We start from the raw sequence: 3,120 nt of genomic DNA, 5'->3' as shown, positions 1-3,120 counted from the left end.
GGGAAGACCTCCGGAAGAGTGTGGGCGGGCAGGCGCGCAGGACGCGCCGACTGCGGTGGCGTCACGCTGTCGGCGGGCGGAGCGGCCTGGTCGGTGGCATCACGCTGTCGGCGAGCGGAGCGGCCTGGTCGGTGGCATCACGCTGTCGGCGAGCGGAGCGGCCTGGTCGGTGGCGTCACGCTGTCGGCGAGCGGAGCGGCCTGGTGCGGTCAGGCGGCGAGTTCGCCGGCCTGGAGTTGCCAGAGGGATGCGTAGAGTCCGTGCCGGGCGATGAGTTCGTCGTGGGTGCCCTGTTCGGCCACGACGCCGCCCTTGTCCATGACGTAGATCCGGTCCGCGTGGCGGACGGTGGAGAGCCGGTGAGCGATCACGACCATCGTGCGGTCGGCCGCGAAGACCCGGAGCGTGCGCTGGATGGCGGCCTCGGTCTCGTTGTCGACGGCCGAGGTGGCCTCGTCGAGGACGACGACCGGCGCGTCCTTGAGGATCGCCCGGGCCAGGGCGATCCGCTGCCGCTGGCCGCCCGAGAGGGCGGCGCCGCGTTCGCCGATCACCGTGTCGTAGCCGTCCGGCAGCGTCGCGATGAAGGTGTGGGCCTCGGCCATCGTGGCCGCCTCCACCAGGGCCTCGTCCGAGGCGCCGAAACTGCCGTAGCGGATGTTGTCGGCGATGGTGCCGTCGAAGAGGAAGGCGTCCTGGGCGACGAACCCGATCGCGTGGCGCAGGTCGCGCCGGCGCAGGTCGCGCACGTCCCGACCGTCGAGCAGCACGCTGCCGGACTCCGCGTCCTGGAACCGCATCAGCAGCTTGGCGACGGTCGTCTTGCCGGAGCCGGTCGCGCCGACGAGGGCGGTGACCCGCCCGGCGGGGATGGTCAGCGAGAGGTCCTCCAGGACCGGCGGCCGTCCGGGGTAGGCGAAGGTCACGCCGTCGAGGACGATCTCGCCCTTCACCGTCGCGACGTCGAGCGCTTCCCCGGTGCCCTCGGTCTCGGCGGGCAGGGCCTCCAGCCGGTGGACCCGGTCGTAGGCGGCGAGCGTGCGCTGGTACTGGTCGACGATGCCGCCGAGCCGGTTCATCCGCAGCATCACCATCTGCGGCAGCCCGATCAGCGGGCTGAACACCTCGAACCGCAGGGTGCCGTCGAGCACCGAGCGGCCGCCGAGCAGCAGGGTGCCGGCCATCGAACTCGTCGTGCAGACCCGGACGACCTCGGCGTGCCGGATCGTGCCCCGGTCGGTCTGCCGGTTGCTCTCCTGGGCTTCCCCGCTGAGCCGGTCGATGCGCTCGGCCTCGTAGTCCTCGGTGCAGAAGCTCTTGACGGTGGCGCCGGCCTCCAGGGTGTTCACCAGCTGGCTGTGCAGCCTGGCCCGGCGCTCGCCGGAGACGGCGTAGTCGGTCGCGGCCCTGTCCTGGTAGCGGAGCGACAGCCAGGCGATGACCGGGATCGGCAGGAACGCGATCCAGGCGATTTGCGGGGCCAGCAGCAGGAACGCCGGCACCAACAGGGCCAGGCTGGTGCCCAGTTGCAGCACGTCGTTGGCCGAGGTGGCGAAGAAGCTGCCCAGCTGCCGGACGTCGTCGGTGAGCACGCCGGCGATCCGGCTGGTCCGCTCGCCTTCCAGCTGCCCCAGTTCGAGGTGCTGCACATGGGCGTAGGTGCGGCTCCGCCAGTCGTGCTCGATGTCCTGGCCGAGCCCGCGCCACTGGAGGTTCGAGGCGTACGAGAGGCCTGCCACGGCGGCGCAGGCGACGGTCACCAGCCCTGCCAGGCCCCAGAGTTGGGAGGTGGCGGTGGTCAGCCCGAAGCGGACCAGCGGCGCGGCCTCGCCCTTGATGAGGACCAGGGCGGTCCAGCCGAGGAAGGTGCCGAGCGCCATCTCCGAGACCTGGCAGGCGACCGAGAGCGCGGAGGCCCGGTAGAGGCGCCGGCGGTGCGGCCCGACGACCTCCCGCAGCGGGTGCCGGCCGGTGCCGGACCCGGACAGCTCCCTGGTCCGCTCGACCGCTCGGCGCCATGCCGTCCGGACGACGGCGACCGTCGCGACGGCGACCCCGCCGAGCGCCACCAGCTGCCTGCTCAGCGCCGACCCGCGGATCAGCGCGAGGCCGGCCGCCGCCCCGCCGCCCACGGCGAGGACGGGTCGCAGGACGGGAACGCGGTCCGGCCGCGTCCCCGGTCCGGCGGCGGGCCGGGCCGCCGCCGGCGGGGCGGTCCTGACCGGACCCTCCGCGACCCGGGCGACCACCCGGCGCAGGATCCGGCCGACATCCGCGGCAGGCAGCAGCGGTTCGTGCCGGACGAGGACACCACCGGTGATCGGGTTCGCCTGCGCCTCGGTGATCCCGGGGACGCGACGCAGAGCCGCCGCGAGGACTTCGGCCGTCCTCGGCCGTCCGAGGACCAGCTTGACGTCCCAGCGCTGGCGGCCCGGAATGACCGAGCGCGGGCTCACGTCCGGATCCACGGAGCGGAATCCGGCCGCGGCACCCAGCAGAGATGGCATGTGTACGATCACCTGTTTGCAGAGGTCGCGAACGATCCGCCATCGGGCATGACGGAACACCGCGACGGAGCGGAATTCTGAACGGGCGGCCGATGCGGCCGGAAGGCCCTCGGCCGACCGCCGCGTGGACACGGCGCGCGAGTTCGGTCGCGGTGCGCGTCCAGGCGGCGGGTCAGGACATGATGGTGCGTCAGTGTGCCTTTCCGGCACCGGCGTTCGCGCGAATCTTCGGCGCCCTCGCCTCGGCGTCGCCCGGGGCGGTCGCCCCGGCCTTCTCTTCGAACGGGGCAGTGGCCTCCGCGGCGCGGTGGCCCTCACCGGAGGCGACCTGGGCCGCCACCACGTCGGCGGCCACCTCGGCCGCGAGGTCGTGGATGTTCTCGCCGGCCTCGTGGGCGGCCTTCTTCACCTCCATGACGATGCCGACGGACGTCTTGACGACACCGCGCACCAGTGGCTTGAGGAGGCGCTTGGCCAGCGGCGCGACGACGAGACCGATCAGGAACGGCGGAACTACGGGCGGCATGGTGTTCCCATCTCTCTACGCAGACGGATGACAGGGGATCCGGGCGCTTCGGACTCCGGAGCGCACACAGCAGAACGGACGGACGTA

Annotated in this window: 2 protein-coding genes; both read right to left on the bottom strand. The window is 72.8% G+C overall.

Translation table 11 applies throughout. The features are described from left to right. Nucleotides 1–209 precede the first annotated feature (209 nt). Entirely contained in the window at nt 210–2,507 is a 2,298-nt protein-coding gene (locus tag AMK13_RS36490) for an ABC transporter ATP-binding protein/permease (RefSeq protein ID WP_241853188.1), read from the bottom strand. A gap of 190 nt (nt 2,508–2,697) precedes the next feature. Beyond that, the gene (locus AMK13_RS36485; protein ID WP_074005859.1) at nt 2,698–3,033 is read right to left on the bottom strand and encodes a DUF5132 domain-containing protein; all 336 of its coding nucleotides are present in this window, start codon (nt 3,031–3,033) and stop codon (nt 2,698–2,700) included. Nucleotides 3,034–3,120 lie beyond the last annotated feature (87 nt).

This window comes from Streptomyces sp. CB02056, assembly GCF_001905545.1.
GTDB lineage: Bacteria > Actinomycetota > Actinomycetes > Streptomycetales > Streptomycetaceae > Kitasatospora.
Note: the sequence above shows the minus strand (reverse complement) of the source record. Positions and strands in the feature narration are given on the sequence as shown.

Bases quoted from the DNA above. Each gene is read 5' to 3' on its own strand.
- AMK13_RS36490 (WP_241853188.1), bottom strand. From the start codon at position 2,507: ATGCCATCTCTGCTGGGTGCCGCGGCCGGATTCCGCTCCGTGGATCCG.
- AMK13_RS36485 (WP_074005859.1), bottom strand. From the start codon at position 3,033: ATGCCGCCCGTAGTTCCGCCGTTCCTGATCGGTCTCGTCGTCGCGCCG.